Here is a 23,538-nt window from a genome sequence, read left to right as displayed (position 1 = left end):
TGTAAGCGATTTATTTAAACAGGTACAAAATAGTTGTCCAAGGACAATTTCTCTTTAATTTGTACCTCGAAAACTTAAGTTTATCTTCTTTTTGTAAATGCTTTCATTCGATAAGGTTAAAGCAGTTAGTAAGTAGTGCCTAAGGGAACACGAAAAGGGAGGATCAAAGAAATGAGTAAACAAAGAAAACGCTTCTCACTCGTTCTTGCATTGTTAATGGCCGTTACACTTGTTCTTAGTGCCTGTGGAGGAAGCAAAGATGCTTCGGAATCCGGGGGAGCTGGAGACGACGCGGTAGAGTTGATCTGGTATACCATCGGTACCCCTCAGAAAGACGTCAACAAAGTGATGGAAGAAGTGAGCAAGTATACCAAAGAGAAAATTAATGCCACGGTAACGATGAAGATGGTGGACTGGGGTGACTACCCACAGAAGATGCAGGTTAACGTAGCATCCGGTGAGCCAATGGACATTCTGTTCACCTCTTCCGGTGGATTCGATTATGTACAAAATGCCAGAAAAGGTGCATTCCTTGAACTGGATGACCTGCTTGCTGAATACGGTCAGGATCTCACCAAGACCATTGATCCTGCATTCCTCAGCGGTTCGAAGGTAGACGGACACAATTACGGAATTCCAGCCAACAAAGAGCTGCCTCAACAAGAGGTATGGCGCTTTAACCAAATGCTGGTTGATAAATACAAGCTGGACACCTCTGGTGTCCGTACGTTAGACAGTCTGGAGCCTTTGCTGAAAACGATCAAGGAAAACGAGGCAAGTGTAACACCTTTTGCCATGGATAAAAACTATGTTCCTTACGTGCCGTATGACTATGTCATTCAGAATCTGCCGATGGCAATCAAGCTGGATACAACGGACTATAAGCTCGTGAACATATTGGAAACACCTGAAATGAAAGAAGCACTTACGACGATGCACAAATATTACAAAGCCGGTTATGTATCGGCAGAAGCAGCTACAACAGGTTCCACGAACGACCTAACAACATCGGGCAACTGGTTCCTGGATCGTGCACAGACACAGCCGCTCGCGGACAACCAATGGTCTGCAAGTTACGGTTATCAAGTTGTTTCAACACCTGCAAGTGAAGCGATTATAACGAATACATCTGTACAAGGTTCCATTATGGCGATCTCGGCTAACTCGGAATATCCAGAAAAAGCGATGGAGTTCCTGAACCTGCTGAATACAGATCCTGTGCTGCGCAATATGGTGGACTCCGGTATCGAGGGCACACACTACAAAAAAGTGGATGACACGCATATGGAAAATCTGCCTGAATCGAAAAACTACGATATGCCTTCATACTCCCTTGGGAATAACATGCTGCTCTATCTGAACAGCAATGACCCGGACAACAAATGGGATGAGTTCAAGAAGTTTAACGCTGAAGGTACCAATTCCCCGATCCTCAGCTTTAACTTTGATTCAAGCAATGTATCTGCCGAACTGACGGCGGTACAGAACGTGAAAGAGCAGTATTGGGCAGCACTGATGACAGGTACACTGGACCCGGCAGCCAATCTGGATCAAGTGATTGAGAAGTTCAATCAAGCCGGACTGGAGAAAGTAATGGCGGAAGCCCAAAGCCAGCTGGATGCCTGGAGAGCGGAAAACAAGTAAGAGTACATCGTAAGGATCGGGCGGCTGCTTATCGCGTCCGGTCCTTTTTCATTCAAGCCTGAAGGAGGAACTCCACAATGACTACATTTTTGAAAAACCTGATTAGAAACCGGGTCATGCTGTTCATGGTGCTGCCAGGCGCCATCTGGTTCTTCTTCTTCTCCTACTTGCCTCTTGTGGGTACAGTGGCTGCCTTTAAGGAATATCGGTTCAGCCGTGAAGGGTTCTGGGCAAGTCTGATGAAGAGCGAATGGGTAGGCTGGGACAATTTCAAATTCCTGTTCAGCACAAGTGATGCATGGCTCATTACACGCAACACTCTCTTTTATAACATCGCCATCATCTTCCTGGGACTGGTATTCGCTGTGGCACTGGCAATCCTGCTCTCGGAACTGGTTAATAAACGACTCGCCAAACTGTATCAAACCGGCATGTTTCTGCCGTATTTTCTATCCTGGGTTATCGTTGGTTACTTCGCTTTCAGCTTCTTGAGCATGGACCGCGGGATGTTGAATCAGATTATCGGCTGGTTCGGGATGGAACCGATTCAGTGGTACTCCGAGGCAAAATATTGGCCGTATATTCTCGTATTCGTAGCGTTATGGAAAACGATTGGATATAGCAGCGTTGTCTATCTGGCTTCCATTCTGGGGATTGATAAATCTCTCTATGAAGCAGCCATGATCGATGGGGCAAGCAAATGGCAGCAAATTCGCAATATTACGATTCCTTTATTATCACCCATCATTACAATCATGACCTTGCTGGCCGTAGGCCGCATTTTCTATGCCGACTTTGGACTGTTCTATCAGGTGCCAAGGGATTCAGGTACGCTCTATTCCGTTACGAATGTTATTGATACGTATGTATACCGTGGTTTGAAAACGAGTGGTGAGATTGGCATGAGCACAGCTGCGGGATTGTATCAATCCGTCGTGGGCTTTGTACTCGTTATTATTTCCAACTATGTTGTGCGCAAAGTAGATAAAGACAGCAGCCTATTCTAGAACAGGGAAAGGAGTGAACCACCATGGCTCAAGCAGGGCTTGTTAAAAAACGCGACTTCCACCACGTATCCAGCGGCTGGAACGTAATCATGAACATCATCGCCGGTCTATTCGCTCTGATCTGTGTATTTCCTTTTATATTTGTAGTCATCATCTCGTTTACGGACGAGAAAGCACTGGCCCGTGATGGATATCGTCTGATTCCGGCAGAATGGAGTCTGGCGGCATATCAGTTTGTCTGGCAGAGCGGGGACACGCTGCTGCGGGCGTATGGAGTTACCATTTTGGTGACGGTACTTGGTACCATCATCAGTTTGATTCTCATGTCGCTATATGCGTATGCGATCTCCCGAAAGAGCTTCAGATATCGGAGATTTTTCTCCATCTTTGCGATTCTGACCATGTTGTTTAACGGCGGGATGATTCCAACCTATATGGTTGTATCCCAGCTGCTTGGACTGAAAGATACGTTATGGGCACTGATTCTGCCCCTGGCGATGAATGCCTTCTACATCATGATCCTGCGTACATTCTACTCCACCAGTGTGCCGGATGCAGTCATTGAATCGGCGAAAATTGATGGTGCCGGAGAATTCTATACCTTTATGAAAATTGTAATTCCACTCTCCTTGCCGGGACTGGCAACCATCGGGTTGTTCAGTACACTTGGTTACTGGAATGATTGGTTCAATGCGCTGTTGTACATCGATAATCCCAATCTGGTGCCGCTGCAATCCATGCTGATGCGGATTGAGTCGAGCATCCAGTTCATCCAGCAGAACTCTGCTAACAGTTCGATGAGTCTGGCAGCCATGCAGTCCATTCCGCAGGATACGTCCCGAATGGCGATGGTTGTGCTTGCCACGTTGCCAATTATATTCGCTTATCCGTTCTTCCAGCGTTATTTTGTACAGGGTCTGACGGTGGGCGCGGTCAAAGAATAAACGGATCTTGCTATAGGATTGGAGAGATGCAGATTGATGACTTACAAGGACCAAAGCAAATCCGTAGAGGAACGGGTACAACACCTGCTGAGCCTGATGACTACGGAAGAAAAGGTAGGCCAACTTACGCAGCCATTTGGCTGGCAGACCTATACGAATGATCAGGGGAACATCACATTAAATGAATCCTTTAAGCAGCAAGTGGAGAATGGCGGCATTGGCTCCCTCTATGGTGCACTTCGGGCAGATCCCTGGACTGGCGTTACACTGGAAAATGGACTATCTGCCAGAGAAGGCGCTGAGGCGGTTAACCTGATTCAACGTTATGCGGTAGAGCATTCCAGACTGGGCATTCCCATCCTGATTGGGGAGGAGTGCTCACATGGTCATATGGCCATTGACGGGACGGTCTATCCCGTTCCCCTTTTACTGGGGAGCACATGGAATGTGGATCTATATCGGGAGATGTGTCAGGCAGTAGCGCGGGAGACACGTGCTCAAGGCGGTGCGGTCACCTATTCTCCGGTACTGGATGTTGTGCGTGATCCGCGCTGGGGGCGTACGGAGGAATGCTTCGGTGAAGATCCGTATCTTATTGGAGAACTGGCAGTTGCTTCCGTGGAGGGACTTCAGGGTGAAAATCTGGAACATGGGGATACAGTAGCGGCAACGCTGAAGCATTTTGTCGGTTACGGCAGCTCGGAAGGTGGACGCAATGCAGGGCCTGTACATATGGGCTGGCGTGAACTGCTGGAAGTGGATCTGTATCCATTCCGTAAAGCTGTAGAAGCAGGTGCAGCTTCCATCATGCCGGCGTATAACGAAATTGATGGCACACCTTGTACGGTAAATACCGAACTGCTGGAAGATGTTTTGCGTAAAGATTGGGGCTTTGATGGTCTGGTTATTACGGATTGTGGCGCGATCAACATGTTGGCTAGTGGGCATGATGTCGCGACGGATGGACTGGATGCATCGGTGCAGGCGATTGAGGCAGGCATCGATATGGAAATGTCCGGTGAGATGTTCGGGCAATATCTGGTGCAGGCGGTGGCAGAAGGCAAGCTTGATGTGCAGGTTCTGGATCAGGCTGTCTCTCGCGTACTGGCGTTGAAGTTCAGACTGGGCTTATTCGAACAGCCTTATGTGGATGCTGATCGGGCAGCAGAAGTGATTGGCAGTGAACAGCATATTCAGCTCGCACGCCAGTTGGCGGCGGAAGGTGTTGTGCTTCTCAAAAATGAAGCTGACACGCTACCTTTATCGATAGGAAATTTGGGCCGGATTGCCGTCATTGGTCCCAATGCTGATCAGGCCTACAATCAGCTGGGTGATTACACGTCTCCGCAACCGAAGTCGAAAGTGGCGACGGTACTGGATGGCATTCGCAGTAAGCTGGCTAATCGTATGGATGTGCAAACGGAGAAGAGTTCTGTTGGTTTTGTGACTGATGGCAGCAGTGTAGATCAGGTTCTCTATGCACCAGGATGCCGGATTAAAGGTGATTCAAAAGAAGGATTTGAGCGGGCTATCGAAGTTGCCAGTCAGGCAGATACCGTCATTATGGTGGTTGGTGGCTCCAGTGCGCGTGACTTTGGAGAAGGAACAATCGATCTGAAGACGGGCGCTTCCAATGTATCGGATCACTCATGGAACGATATGGAGTGCGGTGAAGGAATCGACCGAATGACGCTGGGTCTTGCCGGAGTGCAGTTGGAACTCATTCAGGAGATTCACAAGCTCGGCAAAAAGCTTGTCGTTGTCTATATTAATGGTCGTCCCATCACGGAACCTTGGGTGGATGAACATGCCGATGCAATTCTGGAGGCGTGGTATCCGGGTCAAGAGGGCGGGCATGCCATTGCAGATATTCTATTCGGTGATGTGAATCCGTCAGGCAAATTGACGATCTCCATTCCGAAGCATGTCGGCCAATTACCGATCTATTACAACGGCAAACGTTCCCGAGGCAAGCGTTACCTCGAAGAGGATTTGGAGCCACGTTATGCATTTGGGTACGGACTGAGTTATACCACATTCGAGTACAGTGAACCGCAGCTGAGTGATGCATCCATGACAGCGGGGGATTCAGTCACGGTGTCTGTGAATGTGACCAACACCGGCCCTTATGCAGGTGCAGAAGTTGTACAGATGTACATCTCGGACGTGGTTAGCTCACTGACTCGTCCTGCCAAGGAACTGAAGGGGTTTGCGAAAGTGAACCTGGAGCCTGAAGAGACACAGACCGTGGAATTCCGAATTGGAGCGGAGCAGTTGCAGTATATTGGTCGTGATTTGAAGCCTGTCGTTGAACCAGGACAATTCCATATTCATATCGGCAGCAGCGTAAATGATACGCAAATGGCCGAACTGACTATAAGGGAGGCGTAAGACTGTGGAACGTATCAGACGATTGATTCGCGAGTTGTCCGAACATCAGTGGCTGGAGCAATTGCAGCTGCGCAGCTGGGACATTACCCGTGCTTATTACAATGTGCCAGGACAGTATGAGGATCAGGGTGAGTACCCGGAAGGGCAAGATTATGAGCGTTTTCCGAGCAAACAGGGAACGACGTATTTCTTCAGAACACGTTTGGAGATCCCTGCTACATGGCAGCAAGCGCCTTATGGGCTTGTATTTGAAACGGGGGGAGAAGGTTTACTGCGGGTGAATGGACACTCCTACCAGGGATTGGACCGCAATCATACCTACGTCACACTTGATCCGTCTAAAGTCGGGACTAACCCAGAACTTGAGATTGAGATGTTCGATCCAGTACCTGAACCTGTGGACCCCTTGAATCAACAGGCGGTTATTCAGCCGCCGATCACATCGGTTACTAGCTTGCTGGTGAGACCAAATGAAGCCGTTCGCAGTCTCATGTACACCGTCATTATTGTGCGTGATTCGGCTGTGCTGCTGCCAGAGAGTGACTTCAGGCGGGTTCGTCTGCTGGAAGCCATCTATCGTGCGATGGACCAATTTGTAGGCATGTCAGCAGAAGAGATCAAGCAGGGGGAAGGTATTCGTCGGATTGAGCATAATCTGAAGCATCATGTACGTGAGATTGGCGGTAACGCGGAAGGTCTGGAGCATATGGTGGGACAGTCCCATATTGATATTGCGTGGCTGTGGCCTGTGCGCGAGACGGTACGTAAAACGAGCCGTACCTTCTCCACCGTGGATGCACTCATGAATGAATATCCTGACTATGTGTATTCGCAGAGCCAACCCTTGTTATATGCATTTCTGAAGGAGCATGATCCCGAACTGTATGCACGAGTGAAGCAGCGGATTGCAGAAGGGCGTTGGGAACTGGTTGGCGGCATGTGGGTAGAGCCGGATCTGAACATCCCAAGCGGCGAGTCTCTGATTCGCCAGATGTTATATGGTCAGCGTTTCTATATGGAGGAATTCGGCAAGACATCACAAATTGAATGGTTGCCGGATACATTCGGGTATTGTGCCTCCCTGCCACAGATTTTGAAACATGGCAATGTGGAATATTTCATGACAACAAAGCTGGGATGGAACGACACGAATGTGTTTCCGTACGATCTCTTCCATTGGGTGGGCATTGACGGCACACCGATCCTGTCTTACCTCAATCATGGTGTTAATGAGAACACCTTGCCAAAAGATATTCACGATCACTGGCAGTCCTACCGTGAGAAAGCGGCTCATCCGGAGCATATGCTTCTATATGGACACGGAGATGGCGGCGGCGGGGTAACACGCGAGATGCTGGAGTATATGGATCGCGCAGAATTGATGGTTGGACAGCCTGCAAGTCGATACAGCACAGCCGGAGCTTTCTTTGCCGGAATTGAAAAGGAACAACCTGTACTTCCGAAGTGGCATGGTGATCTGTATCTGGAGTTACATCGGGGAACCTACACGACACATGCTCGCAATAAGCGCAACAATAGGAAAGCGGAGGTTCTGTATCGAGAAGCTGAGTTGTGGAATACACTCGCTCAACCGGATATGGAGGCGAATACCGAAGCTGAAGTGCGTTCAGCACTGCATGACGGCTGGAAATTGATTTTGCTGAATCAATTCCACGATATTATACCGGGATCGGCGATTACAGAGTCCTACGTGACTTCGAATGAGGAATATGTACAGGTATTTGAATTAGGTAGAACCGGACTGCATCAAGGCATTGCAGCATTGACAACGGCTATCAACACCAAGGGACCAGAAGGTTCACTAGCCTATGTTGTATTCAACAGCCTGGGCTGGAAACGGAGTGCAGTCGTTCAACTTTCTGTGCAGGATGGCTTGGATCGCTATGGCGTCGATGAAGAAGGCCAACGCCTGCGGATGGATCGGGAGGATGGCAGCATGTCTATTCTCGTGACAGACATTCCGGCGTTTGGATATAAAACGATCTGGCTGGTACCGGAAAACACAAGGGAAACGAATGTACGGGAAATGACCAACCTTGCCGCACAACCAACCTTTAATGATACATGGGATACCGCTCTTTATCATATACAGTTCAACGAACGCGGGGAGATCACCCGTCTGTGGGATAAGACCGCAGAGCGCGAGATGCTGAAGCCAGGTGAACGTGGCAATCAACTTCACTTCTTCCACGACCGTCCGACACTCTGGGATGCATGGGATATCGACAGTCGTTATGAGGAACAGATTGCTGGCGAAGTGGAACTGTTGGAGAAAAAGCTGGTGCTGGCGGGTACAACGAAGGATGTCCTGCGCTTCCGGTGGAAGCTACATCAATCGGAAATCACACAAGATATCGTCTTTTATCACGACTCACGGCGAATCGACTTCCAGACACAGGTGAACTGGAATGAAGATCACAAACTTCTGAAAGTTGGTTTCCCTATTGATGTGGTGACCTCCAAAGCGACATTTGAGATTCCATTTGGCGCACTGGAACGTCCAACGCATCGTAACACAAGCTGGGAACAAGCCCAGTATGAGGTCTGCGGACATCGCTTCGCGGATGTAGCCGAATATGGATACGGCGTGAGCTTGCTCAATGACTGCAAATACGGTTATGACGTGCAAGGCAGCACGATTCGTTTGTCCTTGTTGCGTGCCCCAAAATGGCCTGACCGCACGGCTGATCTGGGGGAACATGAATTCACATATTCCCTGTACCCGCACAACGGAGACTGGAGAAACGCACACACCGTACGTCATGCAGCTGAACTGAACACGGAAGTGGTCGTGCAACAAGTAGAGCAAACACAACAGCCACAACAAGTGCAATCGATGGAACAGGTGCAGCAGATGGATCAATCACAACAAAGCACAGGGGCTGAAGTATATCCAACGGCAGATGCAACAGTAACTGTTGCACACCCACGTCCAGCAACTGGATCATGGATTAACTTCGAAAGCCAGCATGTCATTCTGGATACCGTCAAACTGGCAGAGGATGGACACGGCACCGTGCTGCGTTTTTATGAGTCGTCAGGCAAACGCGAAAACATCACATTGCAATGGCCACATGCGTTCGAGCAAGCCTATCACTCCAACGCACTGGAAGAACCGGTCCAACCACTGGCCCATACGAATGGCCAGATCACACTATCTTTTAAACCTTACGAAATACAAACCGTGCTACTGCGGTAAACCTTTTTGAAATATTTCGAGCTATATATGTCGCGTCGGAGCTCTTTATTCACACGTTAACGGAGAGGACAGAAATAACCAGAAGAAGCGAAGCGTTCGCCTAAAAGCTTTCTGAAAGAAAGCTACATCGGAAGCATACACTATCCCCAGATTTTACCCTTTAGAAAAGGGAAACAAAAAAATCTGGGGATAACAGCGATCGGAAGGTTATTCTGTCATCGTAGTGGTCTAGTGTGAATGTTCTCAGCTTGATCTTCTATAGCTACACCATTCTATTTGTTTAAGGAGTTGCACTCATCCATGGAACAGTTTAGATTACCCAAAATACCCATGCCGCCTGTTGCTTTGCCACAATCCATTCAGGCCGTGCTCGAAGAAGCAGAACAGAAACTGGCTCATAGGCCAAAGCTGCTACAATTATTCAAAAACTGCTTCCCCAATACCATTGAAACAACAACCAAGTTGATGGAGGACGGTACCACTTTTGTCATCACAGGAGATATTCCGGCTTCCTGGCTGCGTGATTCGGTGGAGCAGGTCGTACACTACATTCCGTTTGCAAAAGAAGACGAGGACCTGCAACGCATCATCGGCGGGCTGATCAAACGTCATATCCAGTATGTTCATATCGATCCATATGCCAATGCCTTCAATGAGACGGCCAATGACTGGCACTGGAACACCACGGACGAGACCGACATGTCCCCTTGGGTGTGGGAACGCAAATTTGAGATTGACTCATTATGTTTCGTTGTGCGCCTGGCCTATCTATATTGGAAGGAAACCGAGCTGACTGACATTTTTGATTCCAGTTTCAAGGCAGCGATGCGTAAAATTGTGGATCTGTTCAAAGTCGAACAGCATCATATGGAACAATCTCCGTATCGCTTCACTCGCAATAACGGTATCCCGACAGATTCCTTGCGCAATCACGGAAAAGGCATGCCAGTCAACTACACAGGTATGATCTGGTCCGGTTTCCGTTCCAGTGATGATGCGTGTGACTTCCACTACAACATTCCTGGCAACATGTTTGCGGTTGTTGCTTTGCGTCAGATGCAGGAGTTTGCCGAGTGGGTGTTCCGGGATATGGAACTTTTGCAGGAATTGAAGGATCTGGAGCAGGACGTGGATCACGGCATTCAGCTGTATGGTATTTATCGTCATCCCGAATTTGGACCGATCTATGCGTACGAGACGGACGGTTATGGCAACCACTGTCTCATGGACGATGCCGGTACACCGGGACTCATGTCCATCCCCTATCTGGGTTACGTCACAGCGGATGATCCAATCTATCAGAATACGCGCCGCTTTGCTTTGAGCAAAGAGAATCCATTTTACTATGAGGGAAAGGTTGCCAAAGGAATCGGTAGCCCGCACACCCCGCCGAATTATATCTGGCATATGGGATTGTCCATGCAAGGATTGACTGCGCAGTCTGCCGAGGAGAAACTGGAGATTATCCGCATGCTTGAAGCGACAGATGCAGATACCGGATATATGCATGAAGGCTTCCACGCCGATGATCCAACGATCTTTACACGAAAATGGTTTGCATGGTCCAACAGCCTGTTCTCCCAGTTGGTCTATACATCCATGAAGGATGGCCTATTATGAGTATCCAACCTAAAAATCAAAAGCTGATTATCTTCGCTGACCCTGCGTTTCCAGTGGATGGGACTTTTCCAACTGAACAGGCTCTGAATACGTGGGAAGCAGTCAAAGAGATTAGTGTTGTGAACGCTGATGAACTTGCAGAGGCGTTGAAAGCGACGGCTGGTGAAGGATGTTTCATCAATCTACATGCGCCCTATTTCCCCAAGTCCGCCTGGACGGAGATTGCAGCTTATCTGCATCAGGGTGGAAGCTTGATCAGTGTGGGGGGCGCACCATTTAAACGCCCGGTTCGATATGAGAATGGAGCATGGGTCGTCGAGTCCGAGCAGACCGCGTATCATCAGGAACTCTACATTCATGAGGCGTTGAACGTATCTGCTGCCGGTGTGCAATCGTTCACTTCATCTGAGCACATCCCGCTTCTGGCCGGAAAAGAAGGACTTTTCGAGAATTCAGATACATGGAATCTGGTTCCGCATACGACCAAAAACAGTGATTTGCCGCACCAGATGGGTTCAGCAGGCACGATGAGTACACAGATTCACTCTTTGCTTCGCGGGATCAACAAAGATGATCGAAGCATTGCTGCCCCAATCGTCCTATGGGAAAACTCCCGCGGGACTTTCGTTGGTTCGCGCTGGATGTTCGTACATCTACCGTTGACCCCTTCATTCTGGGAGCAGGATGGTGCTGCTGAGATCATGAAGTGGGCACAGTTCTGTGCGCAAGGTGTAACCGAGTTATCTCTGAAAACGAATTATGCTTCGTATGAGCCGGATGAGCGGGCAGTACTCACACTTCAAGGTCAGATTTTACAGCGAGCAGGCAACAGATGTACAGCGTCTGAGCGGTGGACATTCGACATAACAGTGGAGCATGAGAATCGCGCTAATGGCATGGCAGAAAAGGTATGGGGCCATCGACTGGATATGGAACTTTCCGGTGAACAGCGTTTCGAACGCATACTTCTCCCGGTTTCCATTGAAAGTGGATTGTATCGGATTGTGTGCCGTGCACAGGCACCTGATGGGGAAGTTCGAATCCTTCGGCAAGGCTTCTGGGGACAGGATGCCGCATTGCTGGCAGAAGGGGAAGTAATCACCCGCAGCAGAGATTATTTTGTGAAAGATGGACGACCTCTCCCTGTTGTGGGTATGACCTACATGACCTCGGATGTGGCACGGAAATTTCTGTTTCTGCCGAACGCGGATGTCTGGGATCGCGACATGGCACAGATGGCGAAAGCCGGGATCAACTGGATTCGGACGGGAATCTGGACCGCTTATCGCAATATGATGCAGGTGGACGGTTACATGGCTGAGGACGTGCTGCGTGCCATTGATGCTTTCCTGTTAACAGCGAAGCGGCATGGCTTGCAGGTCACGTTTACCTTCTTCTCCTTTACACCGGAGACATGGGAAGGGACGAATCCGTATTTGGACCCGCAAAGTGTCGAAGCACAGAAACGTTTCATCCGCAGCATCGTTAGTCGTCACACGCATACAACACATGTGGATTGGGATCTGATTAATGAGCCATCGATGTTTGATCCGGTGCGTATCTTCTCGGCTGGCCCACGCTCGGCGAAGGATACGTATGAACAGAAAGCCTTTGTCGAGTGGCTTCAGGAGCGTCATAAGACGATAGAAACGTTGCAGGAGGCATGGAACATGTCACCGAAACAACTGCCCGACTTTGCAGCCGCGGTCATCCCTGAGCCGGAAGAGATTAATTTTGATGTACAGGATATGCACAAGGCCAAAAAAGGAACACGCTGGCTCGATTATTGTCTCTTTTCTATGGAGATGCACAATGTTTGGGCAAGAGAGCTTGTAGGTACGATCAAGGATCTAGTTCCCGATCATCTGGTCACTGTGGGACAGGACGAGGCCCTTGGTGCGCAGCGCCCTTCGCCGTTCTTCTATGAAGGTGAAGTGGATTATACAACAGTGCATTCCTGGTGGTTAAACGATGATCTGATCTGGGACGGCATTTTCGCCAAAACGCCACATAAGCCCAATCTCATTCAGGAGACGGGCATCATGTATGTGGAAACCCCGGATGGACGAGCCAAACGTACGGAAGAAGAGCTTCGCGGCATTCTCGAACGCAAGTACGCCTATGCTTTCTCGACAGGCGGCGCAGGAGCAGTGCAATGGATCTGGAACACCAACTTCTATATGGATAATGCCAATGAGTCTCATATCGGAGCGCTGCGTGCAGATGGCACGGAGAAGCCGGAGGCGGATGTGTCTTATGATTTTGGCCGATTCATGCATGGCATTCGTGATCTCTTTGAAGATCGTGAGCTGGAGGATATTGCCGTGGTGTTCCCGTATTCCAATGATTTCTCCAACCGTGCCCTGGCCTACGATGCCACAACGAAGCTGACCCGTGTAATGTCCTATGATCTGAAACTGCCATTCCGTGCGTTATCCGAATATCATCTGGAAGCGTTGAAGCAGGAGCCACCGAAGCTGGTTATCGTGCCGAGTCCGCATAATATGGACAACGACGCACTGCATCAATTGCTCACGTTTGCAGAGAAGGAAGGCACGAGTCTGCTCATTACAGGGCCACTGGGACTGGATGCGTACTGGAAAACAAGTGACCGGGCAGATCATATCGTCGGCCAACGCAGTCTGGGTAACGTGCAGCGGGAAGAGCTGCTGAATATTAATGGCGTGAATCACCGGGTGACCTATGGACGACGTCGGATCGCCGAGGTGGCGAAGGAGACTTTACTTCATGGGAATAAGAGTACACCAGATGAAGTAACCGTTTTGCCTTTGGGTAAAGGAAAATTGATCTGGACCCCACTGCCGCTCGAGTTAAACGGACGGGATGAACCACTTGCTGACTTGTATCGTTATGCCACTGAAATTTCGGGCGTCGAACAGGAGCTGGAATGGATATCCGGTGGGGATATCGCTGGAATCTACGGCCGGAAGCTGAGTTTTCCAAAAGGAAATCTGTATGTATTTGTATCGGAGTTTGCCTTGAACCATGAAGTTCATGTGAGGGATCAACGTACGGGTGTATCGTACTCGTTCCAATTGGAGAAAAATCGTTCGGTGCTGTTTGCCACAGATGCTGCCGGAGAGCTGAATGCCGTATATCGCCCGGATGAGGTTGAGATTGTACAACAAGAGGAAAGAGGTGGCGTAACACGATGATCAACCGGACAAACAAGTCGAAAAGAGCACATATTATTTCGCATACCCACTGGGATCGGGAATGGTACTTGCCGTATGAGAAGCACCATATGCGTCTCATTCAGCTCGTGGATTCACTATTGGATCAGCTTGATGAGGGATCAGAGTACAAAAGCTTTTATTTGGATGGACAAACGATAATCATCGATGACTATCTTCAGGTTCGCCCGGAGCAGAAGGAACGACTGGAGAAGCATATCCGCAATGGACGTATTGTGATTGGACCATGGTACATTTTGCAGGATGCCTTTCTGACGAGTGGAGAAGCCAATGTGCGCAACATGCAGGTTGGACATAAGGACGCCAAGCGTTACGGTAACCCTTCGAAAATCGGTTATTTTCCCGATACATTCGGATTGGTTGGACAGACTCCGCAGCTGATGCAGCAATCCGGCATTGATAATGTGTTCTTTGGACGCGGTGTGAAGCCTACGGGATTCAACAATACGGTATCGGATGCCGGATATGAATCGAGCTTCTCGGAGCTGATGTGGGAAGGGCCAGACGGATCGAAAGTGCTCGGCGTATTGTTCGCCAACTGGTACTCCAACGGGAATGAAGTTCCGGTAGACGAGGCTTCGGCCCGAAAGTTCTGGGAAACCAAGCTTGCCGACGCGGAGAAATATGCATCCACGAATGAGTTGTTATACATGAACGGATGTGATCACCAGCCGATTCAGCGAGACCTGCCAGAAGCGATTCGTATGGCTGAGCAAGTATATCCCGATATCGAGTTCATTCACTCGAACTTTCCAGACTATCTGACTGCCCTGAGAGCATCGGCTGAACATGAGCTGTCCACGGTCAAAGGTGAACTGCGCAGCCAACGTACCGATGGCTGGGGAACTCTAGTGAACACTGCCTCGGCTCGTGTGTATCTGAAACAGATGAACCAGCTGGGCCAGACCATGCTGGAAAAGGTGGCTGAACCCCTGGCATCCTACGCCTATCTGCTTGGGCATGCCTATCCACATGATCAGCTGACATATGCCTGGAAAACGCTTATGCAGAATCACCCGCATGACAGCATCTGTGGATGCAGTGTGGATGAGGTGCATCGCGAGATGGTGACGCGATTTGATAAGAGCCGCCATGTGGCAGAAGCATTAATTGAAGACAGCACCAATCAGATTGCCACAGCCGTGGATACCTCCATCTTTGCACGCTATGGCGAAAGTGCTCGACCTGTTGTGGTATTTAATACAACGGGCTGGGAACGTAGCGGTGTGGTTCAGATGGAACTGGATGCGGCTCGGTTATATTTCCGGGAAGGATATACGCTGGAAGAGATGGCGGTGCAGATGAAAGCTGTTGACCTGTCAGATCGTATCCTGGTAGATGAAGAGGGTACGCAGATTCCATGTACGGTGGAGGATCTGGGTCTGCAATTCGGCTATGATCTGCCGGATGATCGCTTCCGCCAGCCGTATAGCTGTCGGCGTGTTCGTATTCGTTTTGAAACAGAGAATGTAGCTGCATTTGGTCTGAAGACGTATGCATTGGTCAACTTTACGGATGCCGCAACGAGTGGTATTCCATCACAAACGACTACCTTGTTGCGTGGTGAACGTGGCATGGAAAATCAACATATGATCGTCACGATAGCGAACAATGGTTCATTCACCCTCACGGATAAACGGACAGGCCGGACTTACAATGACCTTGGCGTGTACGAAAATGTGGGCGATATCGGTAATGAATACATGTTCAAGCAGCCAGAGAACGAAGTGGCGCGAACAACACGCGACCTTCAAGCAGAGATTCGGGTTCTTGAGGATACATCCTACTCGGCCTCGTTCGAAGTCATTCATCATTGGGAAATACCGGAGTCAGCGGATGAAACGCTGGATCAGGAACAGAGAGAACTGATTTATTATCCACATCGCAAAGCCCAGCGTTCAACTAAAATGATCCCCCTCCAGATCCGTACGGTTATATCATTAAGCCGTAGTGGAAAAGGAGTGCAAATGGAAACCACCTTCAACAATCAGGCGAAGGATCATCGGGTGCGCGCACTCTTCCCAACAGATCTTGTATCTGCTGTTCATCATGTGGACTCCATGTTTGAAATTGCGACACGTGATAACACACCTGCACCGGAGTGGCAAAATCCAAGCAACACACAACATCAACAGAGTTTTGTGGATGTGAGTGAAAAAGATGCGGGATTGGTCGTAGCCAATCTGGGTCTGAACGAATATGAAGTTCTTCAGGATGGACGAAACACCATCGCCGTTACGTTGCTTCGTGCTGTGGGCGAACTTGGAGACTGGGGATTGTTCCCGACACCGGAAGCACAATGCCTTGGTGAACATACATTTCAGATCGAGGTTATTCCTCACGATGGCAATGGTGCAGCGTCAGGTGCATATAAGGAGGCCTACCAGTTCCAAGTTCCATGGACATTGGCACAGACGGAAGTACATCCGGGTTATCTGACACCTAGCAGCACACCATTGGCATGGCAAGGGGACGGCCTGGCTTTTTCTTCGCTCAAGGTGAATGAAGACTCCGGTGATGTGATGCTCCGTTGGTACAATATGACCACCGAGTCCGTTAACTTGAAGCTTGCTGCATCGCAAGCAAATCCGCAACCATTCGAATTGGCGTATAAGAGCAACATATTGGAAGAAGAGGGCGAAAGGCTCCATACCCACAGCATAGAAGAGGCATCAACATTATCATTTGCCAGTAAGGAATGGAACATACAGGCTGATTCATGTGAGATCATCACTGTCGGCTTGCGCCGCTAAACGAGGTTGAAAAACAGATTTTTGGACATGCACTAAAAGGTACAGGACTACTAGTATGCGATGAATCAGGTATTACGTATGGTGATGGAAGGGGTACGCTATTTACCAGATGTATCTGTTGAGTTATTGGTTGTTTTTCTATAGAATGAACAGTAGAATTGCAAACGATCGAAAGTTCCTATGCCATTAACATGGCTAGGGAGCACTTCAATTGTTCATTCTATATTGAAACATTAAGGGGGCTTGAAGCCATGGAATCCTTGGGAGGACTGCTTCAGCAGCTGAACCCTGCCTTTCGTGAGCAATCGCGGCGGATTGCGGCGGAATTGATGGAAAATCCGTACGTACGCGAATTCCGTGCAGGTCATCCTGAACTGCAAGATGCACAGCTCATGACCGATCTGAGCAAGCTGTTTCAGTACGCCAAAGACTCAAAGAACTGTGCGAATTGTCCGGGACTCGACAACTGTCCTAACGATTTTCAGGGCCACTTTTGCAAACTGGAAGTAGAACATTTTAACGGTAAACCCGAAATTATAGATATAAAAGCACCTTGTTCCAAACATGTCGCCCGGCAAAATGAACATATCATTAAGCAACGCATTCGCAGTTTCTATGTGGATGAGCGTGCGCTAAGTGCTGGATATAACGACGTGGAGATCATGGGCAAGGATCGGATGCGTGCTCCGGCAGTGAATCAGGTGCTTCGTTATATTAGGGAGACCAAGGAGAACGGATTATCTCCGCAAGGACTGTTCCTGGAAGGGACATTCGGGACAGGCAAGACGTTTTTGATGTGTTATCTGCTGCATGAACTGGCGGTGGCAGGCCACACGGGTGTCATTATTTACATGCCTGACTTTGTGGAGGATCTGAAATCCATGATCAGTGAAGGGCAGAAGCTGAAGGAAATGACGGATGTTCTGAAAAGTTGTGATCTGCTCATCTTTGATGATATCGGGGCAGAGAATCTGAACCCTTGGGTTCGGGATCATGTGATGGGGTCTATTCTGAACTATCGGATGAATCGCAAACCAACGTTCTATACGTCCAATTACAATCTGGATGGGCTTGAAAAACATCTTAGCTTCACCAATCGGGACGGCGAGGAAATGAATAAAGGCCAGCGTCTCATGGACCGGATTCGTCCATTCGTGGATGTCATCTCCGTTCGGGGTGAGAATCAGCGCGGCAAACGTTAACCGGTAATTCTTTTGGTCTGATCGGCAAAATGTACTTTTTACATTATAAGTAGTCCCAAAAAAAGCCTGGCTTTCGCATTGTCGCGAAAACCGGGCTTTTCTGGTCCTGCGTGAGCCTGAGCAACCTATTCGGTGAGGAATTTGAAGATGACCATACCGAAAAAGATTACTGTCATCAGGCCGGCCATGCCGGCAACACCCGCGATCAGATCGAATAGATCGTTGCGGGGTTCCTCGTTCACATGTTCACGCGGGTCGCTGATCCGCACATTTGCATCCATGTTATTGCCTCCTTATGGGGAATGACAGCTTGGCCTGAAGCGGCTGCAAACCCGGAGTAATTTTAGTATACTTGGAAAAGAAAGCGTTTGTAAAGATTTTGCAGTGGGTATGCCACATCCTGTAATTGTGAAGATTTGATGTTGGGAAGATGAACATTGCAGCGTTCAATTCACAAGTTTAATGTACCTGTGTTATACTGGAAGTGTCGTTCACGACGTTACAGGTTAAAATAAAACCGTAAGTATATATAAGGAGGACAATTTCATGGCTATTGTTAACGTATCCGATCAATCCTTCAACGCTGAAGTAGAAGGCGAAGGAACGGTTCTTGTTGATTTCTGGGCGCCTTGGTGTGGTCCTTGTAAAATGCTCGCTCCAATCCTGGAAGAGCTGTCCACAGAAGTTGGCGATGCAGTGAAAATTGCTAAAGTTAACGTGGATGAAAATCCGGAATCTGCTTCCCGCTTTGGCGTAATGAGCATTCCAACGTTGATTTTCTTCAAAGATGGTCAACCGGTAGATAAAGTGGTTGGTCTGAACTCGAAAGATGCGCTCAAAGGAATTATTGAAAAACACCAATAAGTTACAGGCTTAAACATACGCCTCCGGTTTACATACCGGGGGCGTTTTGCGTCGAATACCTTTATATAGGACAATATAAAGTATACTATTTATATAAAATGAAACTGGAAATTTACATGTTAATGGAGACAGCAATGAGCTGTAGAAGCGAAGCGTTCGCCTAAAAGCTTTCTGAAAGAAAGCTGCATCGGAAGCATACGCTATCACCGGATTTTCCCTTTTAAAAAAGAGAATCAAAAAATCTGGGGATAACAGCGATTGGAAGGTTGTTCTGTTATCGTAGTGTTCGTGTGAATTATCTTTAGTTTAATTGATATAAAGGTATTAAAATTCTTGTATTAGGGCGACCAAAAGATCATTTTGTCATCGGAGTAACTCATGTAACGTCAGGATTTCAGTTTTTTCGGGAAGGAGGATTCACCGAATTATGGATCAATTCATGAATGATTTGCAGGATCAGGAGAAGGCATTAGAGCAGATTCGTCACAAGCTCGCTTTGTTGCCAGATATGTCTGGATGTTACCTGATGAAGAACAGTGAAGGCACGATTATCTATGTCGGTAAGGCCAAAGTGCTGAAGAACCGTGTACGCTCTTATTTTATCGGCAGTCATAACGGAAAGACTCAGCGTCTGGTGTCCGAAATCCGTGATTTCGAATATATCGTGACGGGCAGCAATATGGAAGCACTCATTCTGGAGTGTAACCTGATCAAGAAACATATGCCGCGTTATAACGTGTTGCTTAAGGATGACAAGACATTCCCGTATCTTAAAATTACGAATGAAAAGCACCCCCGTCTGGAAGTAACCCGGCGTGTGCTGAAAGATAAAGCCAAATACTTCGGACCTTATCCGAACTCGTATGCGGCACACCAAACGAAAAAATTGCTTGATCGTATGTATCCACTGCGCAAATGTGGTGTAATGCCCAAAGAAGTGTGCCTGTACTATCACATGGGACAATGTCTTGCCCCTTGTGTGAAGGAAGTGGAGAAGGAGCAGTATGACCAGATTTCACAAGAGATTGGTTCATTTCTAAGCGGTGGTCACGAAGAGATCAAGAAGGACTTGCAGCGCAAGATGCAGGAGGCCGCGGAGGATCTTTATTTTGAACGGGCCAAGGAACTACGCGACCAGGTGATCGCCATCGATGCGATGATGGAAAAACAGAAAATTACGATGGCCGATGCCAGAGACCGGGATGTATTTGGGTTTGCCATTGATAAAGGCTGGATGTGTGTCCAGATTCTATATATGCGTCAGGGTAAAATGATTGAACGTCACGTATCCACTTTCCCGTTTTACGGTGAGGCGTATAGTGACTTCATGTCCTACGTTACGCAATATTACAGTGATAATCCGGCATTGCCACAAGAAATTTTGTTGCCGGAAATGCCCAAAGATATGCCGACCGGTGATGACAGTACGGATACGAGTTCTGATGCTGATGGATCGGTGCCTGCCGCAGTTACGGTAGAGTTTGATCAGGCGCAACAAGCGGAGCAAAGTACCGCTAACCAGCCACTGGTTGCTGAGACCCGTGCAGCTTATGGAAGTTCCGCGGAGTCAGAAGGTGAACAGCCTGACAGTATGCAAGAGGATGCTCTTACAACGGATACAACCGCTTCAACTGAAAAGCTCCCAGCAGGTCTGGAAGACCCGACTCAGGTTGCTGCTGCTTTACAGGAGTGGTTGGAGGTCAAAGTGCTCATCCCGCAACGTGGATTGAAACGCCAGATGATCACCATGGCTGTGGATAACGCACGTGTAGCATTGGAAGAGAAGTTCCGCCTGATTGAGCGAAATGAAGAACGGACATCCAAAGCTGCTGAAGGACTGGGACGTTTTATTGGACTGGATCAGCTTGACCGTATCGAAGCGTTTGATAACTCGAACATCCAGGGTACAAACCCGGTATCTGCCATGATCGTATTTACCGATGGTAAACCGGATAAGAAGGAATATCGGAAATACAAGGTCCGTTCAGTTGAAGGACCGGATGATTATGAAACCATGCGGGAAGTCATTCGTCGCCGTTACGAGCGGGTATTAAAAGAAAACCTGACCCAGCCTGACCTGATTGTGGTCGATGGTGGTAAAGGGCAGATCTCGGCTGCGGTCGATATATTGGAAAATGAGCTGGGGCTGTTTATTCCGGTATGCGGACTGGTGAAGGATGCGAAGCATAAGACTTCACAGTTGATGATCGGTAATCCACCGGAAGTCATCTCCCTGCCTCGGGATAGTCAGGAATTCTACCTGTTGCAGCGGATACAGGAAGAGGTCCACCGTTTTGCGATCTCGTTCCACCGGGAACAGCGTGGCAAATCAATGGTGACATCACGTTTGGATGCCATTCCGGGGATCGGAGAGAAGCGGCGTAAACTCCTGTTGAAGCATTTTGGCTCTTTGCGCAAAATAAAAGAGGCCAGCGTCGAAGACTTCCGGCCTCTATCTATTGGTGACAAGTTGGCAAATCAGATTATTGCAGCACTTCGGGATGAGGAGTCGTAACATACGGCTTCTCTTTTTGTTTTGGATTGAATTTGTAGACAAGATATCCAACGATGGCCGGGAGTACAATCCAGAAGAGTCCGGCAGCCATATTCAGGGCATCTCCCATAAAGACCAGGCTGAGTCCCATCAGTAAGCTGTCGAAGATCACATGGGCGAATACAACGGCAATGAAGCCGTGACGCAGCATGATCAGACTGAACAGCAATCCAATGACCATCAGCTCAATGGGCCGGGTTATGACCGGGTAGATCGGATATAACGTATGTCCAAGTGCCCAAATGATCGTTGGGATCAGACAGGCAATAAACGTGTTACGCACAATCTTCTGCATCATGCGAATGCCGAACAGTCGATAGACGGCTTCTTCACCAATACCGGCCATCCATGCCATGATCGGGAAGAGCCAGGCATAGGTCATGTTAAATGTAGATTGATCTGCTGACGTCGTTGACCATGTGCCGATGCTTCGCTCCAGAATGAAAAACAGGATGGATTGAACACCCAACAGAATGAATGCCCACAGGTAACCGGCAAACATACTGTGAAGTACATATTTTCCGTATCCCGGTTCTTTGGCACGAGGCCAAGGATTCAGACCTATTTTACGCCACATGCCGTCACCGGCAACGAGGGACAGATAGATGGTTGCACTCATGACCAGTGTAATACCTGTCTGCAATAACATCAGGAACGCTAACATGAAGCTGGAGAGCCCTTGTGCCTGAAAGAGTGGAATCATGTTCAGCGTACCAATAACCGATGCTGCAAAATACACCAGCGAGAGAATGATCCCGCGTTTGAAGGACGTATGTGCTCGGGTCAGAATGCTATAGATGATGGCGAGCACGCCCAGAACAAAGGTCAGGAATGCATAGCCACCATACGTCATCCAATTGGCTTGGCGCGTTTGAGCTTTTACATAGTCGGTATGGGATTCAGGGACCGAGAAGCCAGGATCGAATGATCGTACGGCTCCATCTTCAAACGTAAAATTCAGTTCAAGTTTGGAATCTCCAATGACTTTTGCAGGATCTGTATACTTCAGTCCCGCTTCACCATCGCGAGTATCCAGTTGAAGTGTGGGCACTTCATAACCGAATTCGGTCAGAACGCCAGCCGCCAACTGTTCTTTCTCGTCCAGTGACATATTGCCTTCGGCAAGTACTTGCGATGTGGTCACTTTCCCGGTGCTTTGCTCCGCCTCAATGGCGGTGTAGAGGGAAGAAGGCAGTTCCCGTTTGAAGCCGACCACTTTTCCTGTTTTCATATGTACGTCAACATGAAGATAACCGCCTCTGTCTATGTCAGGCAAACGAACGCGGTATACATCGTAAGGATAGCTTGTTTCCCATTTCTGGTTATAGGTATCAAGTTGTTTGGTTTTGGCCATATACCCGTAGATATCGGAATGTGTCTGGTAGGTTACCAAGGGTTTTCCACCATCATTTGGCAAAGTATAGTCATCCACAGAAGCTGCGAATGATCGTGCGGCTTGCGTCGCCTGCTCCTTGCTTATGAAGGACGTGGACGAAATTTCGGTTGTTTGCGATGAGGTAGCAGGAAAGATCTGAAATACAAAAAATAGAATCAGGCCAATCGCCGCAAGCAACCCCAGACGCTTGAAGTTAGCCTTGAGTAGCAAAGGCTGCCCTAAGGGATTCATGTAATGTTGTTCCTCCTTATTTAATAGAGGTTGTTCAAAAAGTTTCTAGCTTCATCCCATCTTCTTGGTACTGAAAACTGTCCTTTTTGAACACGCACTAATATGGATATTAAGTTAACATAGCACAGGCCATACACCGAATGCCAATGATCTAACGAAAACGGGTGTAAATCCTTGAAAACGAATGAAAAGGATCGAAAGAATCTGATTCATTCGTCGCCATATCTGAGTTTTTCCCTTTTTGGCTGAATTCGATGCTATTTACACAAAAACCGTTTTGTCTACAAACGCTGCAGCGCTTATAATTTTGAAGCAAATGTGCAACGATTCGCATGTCTTTCGCCCAACAAGGGAACGAATAGAATATATTCCAACTTCATTATATATGTCGTTTTAATCTGATTCATACATGTTTAACGTTTGGCAACAGCATTTCAGATGAAGAAGGCTCCACGGGTGTGGAGTTATTTTCATTGCAGAAGAGGTGGAAGATACTC

General features: G+C 48.3%; 13 protein-coding genes. 11 read left to right on the top strand and 2 right to left on the bottom strand.

The window, feature by feature from the left end; genetic code table 11:
• Positions 1–171: 171 nt before the first annotated feature.
• From MKZ12_RS24330 to dnaI, 9 genes are all read left to right on the top strand, one after another.
• A complete protein-coding gene (locus MKZ12_RS24330) occupies positions 172–1,644 on the top strand; it encodes an ABC transporter substrate-binding protein (protein WP_124117530.1) in 1,473 nt (490 codons plus the stop codon).
• A gap of 77 nt (positions 1,645–1,721) precedes the next feature.
• Positions 1,722–2,651 carry an ABC transporter permease subunit gene (locus tag MKZ12_RS24325; RefSeq protein WP_339237455.1) on the top strand — a complete coding sequence of 310 codons (930 nt, stop codon included), beginning with the start codon at positions 1,722–1,724 and terminating at the stop codon, positions 2,649–2,651.
• Positions 2,652–2,674: 23 nt separating this feature from the next.
• On the top strand, positions 2,675–3,595 hold the full coding sequence (locus MKZ12_RS24320) for a carbohydrate ABC transporter permease (protein ID WP_062837930.1): 921 nt from the start codon (positions 2,675–2,677) through the stop codon (positions 3,593–3,595).
• 36 nt (positions 3,596–3,631) lie between these two features.
• Positions 3,632–5,986: a glycoside hydrolase family 3 N-terminal domain-containing protein gene (locus MKZ12_RS24315; RefSeq protein WP_339261511.1), complete on the top strand. Its 2,355-nt coding sequence runs from the start codon at positions 3,632–3,634 to the stop codon at positions 5,984–5,986.
• A 4-nt stretch (positions 5,987–5,990) separates the two neighbouring features.
• Complete coding sequence (locus MKZ12_RS24310) at positions 5,991–9,206, top strand: alpha-mannosidase (RefSeq protein WP_339257207.1); 3,216 nt, start codon at positions 5,991–5,993, stop codon at positions 9,204–9,206.
• A gap of 300 nt (positions 9,207–9,506) precedes the next feature.
• Positions 9,507–10,826: a glycoside hydrolase family 125 protein gene (locus MKZ12_RS24305; protein ID WP_339257206.1), complete on the top strand. Its 1,320-nt coding sequence runs from the start codon at positions 9,507–9,509 to the stop codon at positions 10,824–10,826.
• Positions 10,823–14,002 carry a beta-galactosidase gene (locus tag MKZ12_RS24300; RefSeq protein ID WP_339257205.1) on the top strand — a complete coding sequence of 1,060 codons (3,180 nt, stop codon included), beginning with the start codon at positions 10,823–10,825 and terminating at the stop codon, positions 14,000–14,002. The genes MKZ12_RS24305 and MKZ12_RS24300 overlap by 4 nt, the downstream gene beginning before the upstream one ends.
• Complete coding sequence (locus MKZ12_RS24295) at positions 13,999–16,794, top strand: alpha-mannosidase (RefSeq protein ID WP_339257203.1); 2,796 nt, start codon at positions 13,999–14,001, stop codon at positions 16,792–16,794. The genes MKZ12_RS24300 and MKZ12_RS24295 overlap by 4 nt, the downstream gene beginning before the upstream one ends.
• A 251-nt stretch (positions 16,795–17,045) precedes the next feature.
• Positions 17,046–17,996, top strand: coding sequence for a primosomal protein DnaI (dnaI, locus tag MKZ12_RS24290; RefSeq protein WP_253440604.1), 951 nt, complete (start codon positions 17,046–17,048; stop codon positions 17,994–17,996).
• A gap of 125 nt (positions 17,997–18,121) precedes the next feature.
• On the opposite strand, the gene MKZ12_RS24285 is transcribed toward dnaI, so the two are convergent.
• Positions 18,122–18,277: a hypothetical protein gene (locus MKZ12_RS24285; RefSeq protein WP_017692450.1), complete on the bottom strand. Its 156-nt coding sequence runs from the start codon at positions 18,275–18,277 to the stop codon at positions 18,122–18,124.
• Between the two features lie 265 nt (positions 18,278–18,542).
• On the opposite strand from MKZ12_RS24285, the gene trxA reads away from it, so the two are divergent.
• Both trxA and uvrC read left to right on the top strand, forming a co-directional pair.
• On the top strand, positions 18,543–18,860 hold the full coding sequence (gene trxA, locus MKZ12_RS24280) for a thioredoxin (protein ID WP_036605788.1): 318 nt from the start codon (positions 18,543–18,545) through the stop codon (positions 18,858–18,860).
• A 427-nt stretch (positions 18,861–19,287) separates the two neighbouring features.
• Entirely contained in the window at positions 19,288–21,375 is a 2,088-nt protein-coding gene (gene uvrC, locus MKZ12_RS24275; protein WP_339257201.1) for an excinuclease ABC subunit UvrC, read from the top strand.
• Here the strand turns inward: uvrC and MKZ12_RS24270 are convergent.
• Positions 21,344–23,041, bottom strand: a complete 1,698-nt coding sequence (locus MKZ12_RS24270) for a type II CAAX endopeptidase family protein (RefSeq protein ID WP_339257199.1) — start codon at positions 23,039–23,041, stop codon at positions 21,344–21,346. The two genes, uvrC and MKZ12_RS24270, sit on opposite strands and share 32 nt — an antisense overlap.
• Positions 23,042–23,538 lie beyond the last annotated feature (497 nt).

This window comes from Paenibacillus sp. FSL R5-0713 (genome assembly GCF_037973325.1).
In the GTDB taxonomy this organism is placed as follows: domain Bacteria; phylum Bacillota; class Bacilli; order Paenibacillales; family Paenibacillaceae; genus Paenibacillus.
Note: the sequence above shows the minus strand (reverse complement) of the source record. Positions and strands in the feature narration are given on the sequence as shown.

Excerpts from the sequence above, each read along its gene's own strand:
- MKZ12_RS24295 (WP_339257203.1), top strand. The coding sequence starts at position 13,999 with ATGATCAACCGGACAAACAAGTCGAAAAGAGCACATATTATTTCGCAT.
- MKZ12_RS24320 (WP_062837930.1), top strand. The coding sequence starts at position 2,675 with ATGGCTCAAGCAGGGCTTGTTAAAAAACGCGACTTCCACCACGTATCC.
- MKZ12_RS24315 (WP_339261511.1), top strand. The coding sequence starts at position 3,632 with ATGACTTACAAGGACCAAAGCAAATCCGTAGAGGAACGGGTACAACAC.
- MKZ12_RS24285 (WP_017692450.1), bottom strand. The coding sequence starts at position 18,277 with ATGGATGCAAATGTGCGGATCAGCGACCCGCGTGAACATGTGAACGAG.
- trxA (WP_036605788.1), top strand. The coding sequence starts at position 18,543 with ATGGCTATTGTTAACGTATCCGATCAATCCTTCAACGCTGAAGTAGAA.
- MKZ12_RS24300 (WP_339257205.1), top strand. The coding sequence starts at position 10,823 with ATGAGTATCCAACCTAAAAATCAAAAGCTGATTATCTTCGCTGACCCT.
- dnaI (WP_253440604.1), top strand. The coding sequence starts at position 17,046 with ATGGAATCCTTGGGAGGACTGCTTCAGCAGCTGAACCCTGCCTTTCGT.
- MKZ12_RS24330 (WP_124117530.1), top strand. The coding sequence starts at position 172 with ATGAGTAAACAAAGAAAACGCTTCTCACTCGTTCTTGCATTGTTAATG.
- MKZ12_RS24305 (WP_339257206.1), top strand. The coding sequence starts at position 9,507 with ATGGAACAGTTTAGATTACCCAAAATACCCATGCCGCCTGTTGCTTTG.
- MKZ12_RS24325 (WP_339237455.1), top strand. The coding sequence starts at position 1,722 with ATGACTACATTTTTGAAAAACCTGATTAGAAACCGGGTCATGCTGTTC.
- MKZ12_RS24270 (WP_339257199.1), bottom strand. The coding sequence starts at position 23,041 with ATGAATCCCTTAGGGCAGCCTTTGCTACTCAAGGCTAACTTCAAGCGT.
- uvrC (WP_339257201.1), top strand. The coding sequence starts at position 19,288 with ATGGATCAATTCATGAATGATTTGCAGGATCAGGAGAAGGCATTAGAG.